Genomic DNA, 7018 nt, shown 5'->3' with positions numbered 1-7018 from the left:
CCGCTGGCACTCGCCGCGTCGACTTCGCGCCAACTTACGCGCCGCCTCCCGCGCCACGCCGCCCCAGGGGCGCGCGGCGTAGACCGCAGCGCTCGCCCCCTCGCTCCAAAAGAGCGAAAGTCGAGTCTGACCCCTCATGCACGTGACAGATTACAGCCACGAGCTGTCGCGATGCGGCTCCTTCGAGGAGCTGCCCACGAAGGAGCGCTGGAGCCTCATGCAGGCCTGGCGGCGCGCCTACGCGGGCGCACTCCACGCCGCCACCGGGAAGTGGACGCGGGGTGAGTTTGACTGGCACGTGTTCAGCTTCCACCGCGCACCGGCGTACAGCGGCGCACGCGCGCTGGAGGCGTACAGGGCCGAGCGCCCCGAGGTGCTCATCGTCATTCCCCACTCGGAAGCGCTTCCAGCCGTGCGGCTTCATCCCAGCCGACTGCCGGAGTTCCCCGGGACGGACCTGTACATCTTCCCTCCGGACTGCGCCTGGACCCTCGCCTTCACCCACGAGGACGCCTCTGGGCTCGGCCCGTTCTTCAGCCGCCGGCAGGAAGCGGACCCCGAGGAAACACCAAGCGAAGCGTAGGCTTCGACCGGCCAGGAACCGGGCAATGCTCCCAGCCCCTCACCCGCGCAGCACCGCCAGCGCGCGCTGGAAGTCCTCGGGCAGCGGTGCCTCCACGCGCACCGGTTGTCCCGAAGCCGGGCTCGGCAGCTCCAGTCGGAACGCATGCAGCGCCTGCCGTCCCAGGGCGAGCGCCGCCGGATGGGTACGCGCTGCTTCCGTGCCGTAGAGCGAGTCCCCGAGCACGGGGAAGCCGGCCTCGGAGAGCTGCACGCGAATCTGGTGGGTGCGGCCGGTGTCCAGGTCCACTTCCAGCAGCGCGGCGCCGGGGAACCGCTCCCGCACCTCGAAGGAGAGCGCGGCACGGCGCGCGGAAGGCACGCGGGTGGTGAAGCGCCGAGGGTCCTCCGGGTCTCTCGAGTACGGCCCCTCCAGCCGGCCCTGCTCGGGCGGCCGGCCCAGGACGAGCGTCCAGTAGCGCTTGTCCACCTGCTTTTCCTGGAACGCGCGCAGCATGGCCGCGGCGGCGTCATCCGTGCGTGCGAAGGCCAGACATCCGCTCGTCTCGCGGTCCAGGCGGTGCACCACGCCCGGCTGCGCCAGCCCCTCCACGTCGAACGGAGGCCGCTGGACGGCGAGCAGTCCCACCACGGAAGGCGCTCGCCCCTCCGGCTCCACGACGAGCCCGGGAGGCTTGTTCACGATGACCAGTGCCGCGTCGTCATGCAGCACGGGCAGCACGGGACCCTCGGTGGAGCCAGCGGGAGCGGCCCGGGGCTCGGGCCGCTCAATCTCGATTTCCTCCCCGCCCCACAGCTTGCGCGTCGGCTGACACTTCTTCCCCCGGATGCGCACCGCGCCCGAGTCGATGAGCGCACGGGCCCGCTCCGGCGAGAAGCCCGGCACATGCTTCGAGAGGAAGCGGTCGAGCCGCTCACCAGCGGCCTCACGGGGAACCAGGACCTTCTGCGACGCCATGCCCCACCCGTCCCCCAACCCGCGCGGCGAGTCAACGTCCACGGCACGGACCGCGTCCGTTGGCGTCCAACGCGGTACCCTGCGCGGTGCATGAAGTACTCGCTCGTCTTCGCCACCGGCGCCGCGCTCCTGACGTTCCTCGCCACCCGACTCGGGGGGGCGTGGTGGCTCCTGCTCTGGCCGGCGGTGGGCTTCGCGGCCGTGGCGCTCGCCTACGCGGGCGGAGGCCCCCGGGTCTTCGGGAAGCAACCCGATGGACGCATGCGGCCGGAAGCGCTCCTCGTGCTGCTGCCCTACCTCCTCCTTACGTGGGGCACCTGGCACCTCGCGAGAAAGCTCTCCCGCGAGCCACCGCACGCCGAGGTGGTGCCGGGCCTCCGCGTGGGACGCCGCCTCCTCTCCGGCGAGCTCCCGCCCGGCACCGGCGCCGTGCTGGACCTGACCTCCGAGTTCATCGAGCCGCGCGGCATCCGCACGGCCTGCCGCTACGTGTCCCTGCCCATTCTCGACGCCTCGACGCTGCCGGTGGACCGGGTGGCTCCGGTCCTCCGTGAGCTGGCCACGCTGCGCGAGCCGCTCTACGTCCACTGCGCCCAGGGGCACGGCCGCACGGGAATGCTGGCCGCCGCGCTCCTCCTGGCCCGGGGCGAGGCCCCGGACGCACGCACCGCGCTCACCCTGGTGCAGCGGGCCCGCCCCGGAGTCCGCCTCTCACCCGCCCAGGAGCACGCGCTGGAGGAACTGGCCAGCGCGCTGCGAGCCTCCATCCCTGCCCCAGGCTGACAGTTGCTGACAGCTACTCGCCGCGCATCGCCACCAGCGGGTCCACCCGCGTGGCCCGGCGCGCGGGCAGCCAGGTGGCCAGCAGCGTCACCACCACCACCGCCAGCGCGAGGCTGCCGAAGGTGAGCGGGTCCGTGGCGCTCACGCCGTACAACTGGCTCGCCATGGCCCGTGTGGCCGCCCACGCGCCCACCAGCCCCAGCCCCACACCGGCCAGCGCCAGCCGCATGCCGCTGCCCAGCACCAGCCGCAGCACGTCTCCGGGCCGCGCGCCCAGGGCCATGCGGATGCCAAGCTCCTGCGTCCGCTGCCGGGCCGTGTAGGCGATGACGCCGGACAGGCCCACGCCGGCCAGCAGCAGCGCCACGGCGGCGAACAGCGCCACCAGCGTGGAAAGGAAGCGGGGCCGCGCCATGACGGAGGCCACGGCCTCCTCCATCGTCCGCACCTGGGAGATGGGCAGGTTCGAGTCCAGCGCGGCCACCGCCTCGCGCACGCCCGCCACCAGCCGCGTCGGGTCCCCGTCTGCGCGGGCGGCGAACTGGATGAAGTGGAACGTCTCCTGGAGCGCCGGCACGTAGACCTCGGGCCGCGTCTCCTGGAGCGCGCCGCCCTGCCGCACGTCACCCACCACGCCGATGACGGTGAGCCACGGCGCGTCCGGCTCCGAGCCCAGGCGGATGCGCTGTCCCAACGGCGCCTCGCCGGGCCAGACGCCGCGCGCGAGCGTCTCGTTGACCAGGACGACGCGCTGCGTGCCCGCCCGGTCCGTCGGAGTGACGTCGCGGCCCTGGCGCAGTGGGATTCCCAGGGTGCGGAAGTAGCCGGGCGTGACGACCTGGAAGCCCACCGAGCGCTCATCGCCGGGCGTGGCCGGCGGCTCTCCCTCGCGCTCCAGCACCCGCCAGATGTCGTTGCCGCCCAGGGGCAGGTCGGAAATCGCGCCCGCGCTCTTCACGCCGGGCAGCGCCTCCACCCGCTCCAGCAGCTGCTGGAAGAGGGCCGACTGCCGGGCGTCGTCCGGGTACTGCGTCGCCGGCAGCGACACGCGCCAGGTGAGCATGCCCTCGGAGCGGAAGCCCAGCTCCACCGACTGCATGCGCCACAGGCTGCGAAGCAGCAGCCCAGCGCTGATGAGCAGCACCACGGCCAGGGCCACCTCCCCCACCACCAGCGCGCTGCGCGAGCGGTGGCCGCCGGAGAACCGGCCGCCTCCGCCCTGGCGGAGCACTCCATTCAGGTCCGGGGTGGACGCCTTCAGCGCCGGCACGAGCCCGAAGAAGACGCCCGTGCCCAGCGACGTGAGCAGCGTGAAGGCCAGCACCCGACCATCCATGCCGACCGCGCCCAGCCGGGGCAGCTCCGGAGGCACGAGCGTCAGCAGCGCATCCATGCCCCACAGCGCCAGCAACAACCCGAGCGCCCCCGCCGCCAGCGCCAGCACCACGCTCTCCGTGAGGAGCTGCCGCATCAGCTGCCAGCGACTGGCGCCCAGCGCGAGACGCACCGTCAGCTCCTGCCGCCGCGCGGACGCTCGCGCCAGGAAGAGGTTGGCCACGTTGGCACAGGCAATCACCAGCACCAGGCCCACCGCCGCCAGCAGCACCCACAGCACCGCCTGCACGTTGCCCACCAGCTGCTCACGCAGCGGCACCAGGCGGATGCCGGACTTCGCGTTCGTCTCCGGGTACTCAAGCGCCAGCCGTCCGGCGATGGTCTCCATGGCCCGCGTCGCGCCCTCGGCCGTCACGCCCGGCTTCAGCCGCCCCACCACCCGAAGGTAGTTGCCGTCGCGCCACGCGCTCGTGTCCTGCGCGGTGTCCGGCCCCAGCTGGGGAATGTCGCGGTGAATCGCCGGCACCCACAGCTGCGGGGGCTCGGAAGCCGAGGCGTGCGAGGGGGCGATGGTCGGCCACTCGAAGCGCTCCGGCATGATGCCGACGACTTCGTAGCTCACGTCATTGAGGCGCACCGTGCGGCCGAGGACGCCCGGGTCTCCCCCGAAGCGCCGCCGCCACAGGCCATGGCTGAGCACCACCGTCTGCCAGGCGCTTCCACTTCCCGAGGCGGGCTGGAAGGTGGCCCCGAGCGCCGCGGGAGTGCCCAGCACCTGGAAGAAGTTGGCGGACACGCTGGCGCCCCGGACGAGCTCCGGCGTGCCGTCCCCCGCGAGGCTGAAGGACACGTGGGAGAAGGCGGCCAGCCCCTCGAAGGAGTCGCTCTGCGCGCGCCAGTCGAGGAAGTTCGCGGGCGCCACCGTCTGCCGGGACTGGTTCGGGCTCAGGCCCCACACCATCACCAGCCGGTCCGGCTCGGCATAGGGCAGTGGCGCGAAGAGCACCGCATTCACGACGCTGAAGATGGCGGTGTTGGCGGAGATGCCCAGCGCCAGCGTGAGCAGGGCCACGGCGGTGAAGCCAGGGTGCTTCGCGAGCATCCGCAGCGCGTGGCGAAGCTCCTGGACGAAATCCCGCATGGGGTGCTCCGGGGTGAGGGGCACCCCAGGAATAGCAACGACCGAGCCACCGCTGTCCAGCGCGCCAACCCCTCGGGAACGCACGGCGGCGCCCTGCCCGCCCTGTTCACCCCTGGGAAGTCGCTTCCCATTCCCGGACATGCCGGGGCGCGCCCCTTGCAATCCGGCCAGGACAATCCCCTTCGCCTGACGTCCCGGTGCCCGCCATGAGCCGACTCATCCCCCTGCTTCTCTGCCTGTCCCTACCCGCCCTCGCCGCTCCCTGGGAGACGCTCGCCCCAGGGGTGGAACTCGCGGAGTTCGACGCGCACCTGAAGTCGTCCCTGGGCGACTCGCGCGTCACCGTGGTGCGGGTGGACGTGGCGCGCCGGCCGGTGCGGCTGCTCAGCGCGGCGGTGGAGGGCCACGCCCCGGAGCCCACGGCGGAGCGCTGGGCGGCCCTGCACGGCCTCATCGCCGTCACCAACGCGGGCATGTTCCACCCGGGCGGAGGCCCCGTGGGCCTGGCCCGCACGGAAGGCCGCGAGCTCAACGCCACCCGTCGCAAGGACTACCGCGTCTTCCTGGTGCTGCACCCCACGAAGAAGGGCCTGGCCCCGGTGCAGCTCCTCGACGCGGGCTGCGACGACGTGGAGGCCCTGCTGCCGAGCTACGGCACGGTGCTCCAGTCCATCCGCATGGTGGACTGCAAGGGGCGCAACACGTGGCAGCCGCAGCCGCGCCAGTGGAGCACCGCCGCGCTCGGCATCGACGCGCAGGGCCGCCTGCTGCTCCTCCATGCCCGCTCGCCCTACCGCACCCACGACTTCATCCAGGTGGTGCAGCGGCTGCCGCTGGGGCTGAAGCGGATGATGTACCTGGAGGGCGGCCCGGAAGCCTCGCTCCACGTCGCCGCGCCGGGGCGCACGGTGCGCCGGGTGGGCAGCTACGAGACGGACTTCAACGAGAATGACGACAACACGCGCTACTGGGCCCTGCCCAACGTGCTCGGCGTGGTGGCCCCGGTGAAGGAAGGCCCGAGCCCCTGAGGCGTCGGGAGGCGCTGTCACACGGCGTGGCACTTCGTAACGCCGTGTGACACCCCGCCCGGAGTCTCCCCGGGGAGCCGCGCTGGCACGCGCGCTTGCAATGGGACGCCATACACACAGGAGGCATCCCACCCATGCAGTCTCGAATCTCCGCCGTCACGGCCCTCGTGGCCCTGCTCACCGCGCCGCTGGCCCTCGCCCAGCCGAAGTCCCCGCCACCGGAAGCGGAGCTGGACCTGGGCGACTACGAAGCGGGCCAGCCGGTGCTGGCCTACAACCTGGCGGTGGTGCCGCTGCACACGCGCAAGGCCCCGCCCTACGACGACTACACGGTGATTGAGGAGGCGCAGGAGGCGAAGAAGGTCTCCATCCGCGAGCTGGACAGCGACGGCACGGTGGGGGCGCTGCGGGTGCACAACCAGGACGCGCGGCCGCTGTACCTCGTGGGTGGCGAGCTGCTGCTGGGCGGCAAACAGGACCGGATGGTGCGCGGCGACGTGGTGGTGGACCCGGGGGAGCGCCAGCGGGTGCAGGTGTTCTGCGTGGAGCAGGGGCGGTGGAACGGAGGGAACCTGGCCTTCCAGCCGGGGCTGGCGGTGGCGCATCCAGACCTGCGTCGCGCGGCGCTGTTCTCCGAGCAGGGGGCCGTCTGGGGCGAGGTGGAGCGCAAGTCGCAGGTGTCGGGCGTCTCCAGTCCGACGGGCACGTACCGGCGCGTGTTCCAGGACGCGGCGCTGCGCCAGCGCATTGGCGGCTATCTGGACGAGCTCCAGGGGAAGCTGCCGAAGGGCGAGCGGCTGGCCGGACTGGCGGTGGCCATCAACGGCGAGCTGGAGGTGGTGGACGTCTTCGACAGTCCGAAGCTGTACGCGAAGCTGGAGCGCAAGCTGCTGGCCTCCTACGTGCTGGCCGCGCTGGAGAAGCAGCCCGGCCGCGCGGAGGAGGAGCAGGGCCGCGCCAAGGCCCGCTCCTTGAAGAAGGAGCACATCGACCACTTCGTGGGCGGCGGCGCGACGAAGGACGGCGGGGAGAAGAAGATGTTCCGCGCCAAGGGCAAGGCCGTGCACGGCACCTTCTTCGGAGCGAAGAAGGGCCCGGCCACCACCCTCCCCTCCACGCGCGTGCGGGCACCGGAGCAGGAGCAGCAGCGGCGCTGAGCGTCGGGTGTGGGGACCTCCCCAGGGAGCCCCA

6 protein-coding genes are annotated in these 7018 nt (G+C 72.5%); 4 read left to right on the top strand and 2 right to left on the bottom strand.

Features of this window, described 5'->3' with window-relative positions:
• Positions 1 to 136 precede the first annotated feature (136 nt).
• The gene (locus tag G4D85_RS48100) at positions 137 to 583 is read left to right on the top strand and encodes a hypothetical protein (RefSeq protein WP_164021808.1); all 447 of its coding nucleotides are present in this window, start codon (positions 137 to 139) and stop codon (positions 581 to 583) included.
• A 39-nt stretch (positions 584 to 622) separates the two neighbouring features.
• On the opposite strand, the gene G4D85_RS48095 is transcribed toward G4D85_RS48100, so the two are convergent.
• Positions 623 to 1540: an RluA family pseudouridine synthase gene (locus G4D85_RS48095; protein WP_164021806.1), complete on the bottom strand. Its 918-nt coding sequence runs from the start codon at positions 1538 to 1540 to the stop codon at positions 623 to 625.
• Positions 1541 to 1630: 90 nt separating this feature from the next.
• Between G4D85_RS48095 and G4D85_RS48090 the strand changes: the two genes are divergently transcribed.
• Entirely contained in the window at positions 1631 to 2323 is a 693-nt protein-coding gene (locus tag G4D85_RS48090) for a phosphatase domain-containing protein (RefSeq protein WP_164021805.1), read from the top strand.
• A 13-nt stretch (positions 2324 to 2336) separates the two neighbouring features.
• On the opposite strand, the gene G4D85_RS48085 is transcribed toward G4D85_RS48090, so the two are convergent.
• Positions 2337 to 4799, bottom strand: a complete 2463-nt coding sequence (locus G4D85_RS48085; protein ID WP_164021803.1) for an ABC transporter permease — start codon at positions 4797 to 4799, stop codon at positions 2337 to 2339.
• A 206-nt stretch (positions 4800 to 5005) separates the two neighbouring features.
• On the opposite strand from G4D85_RS48085, the gene G4D85_RS48080 reads away from it, so the two are divergent.
• Together G4D85_RS48080 and G4D85_RS48075 are read left to right on the top strand one after the other, a co-directional pair.
• Complete coding sequence (locus G4D85_RS48080; RefSeq protein ID WP_164021801.1) at positions 5006 to 5827, top strand: phosphodiester glycosidase family protein; 822 nt, start codon at positions 5006 to 5008, stop codon at positions 5825 to 5827.
• A 134-nt stretch (positions 5828 to 5961) separates the two neighbouring features.
• Positions 5962 to 6984 carry an ARPP-1 family domain-containing protein gene (locus tag G4D85_RS48075; protein ID WP_164021799.1) on the top strand — a complete coding sequence of 341 codons (1023 nt, stop codon included), beginning with the start codon at positions 5962 to 5964 and terminating at the stop codon, positions 6982 to 6984.
• Positions 6985 to 7018: the final 34 nt, after the last annotated feature.

This window comes from Pyxidicoccus trucidator, from assembly GCF_010894435.1.
GTDB lineage: Bacteria > Myxococcota > Myxococcia > Myxococcales > Myxococcaceae > Myxococcus > Myxococcus trucidator.
Note: the sequence above shows the minus strand (reverse complement) of the source record. Positions and strands in the feature narration are given on the sequence as shown.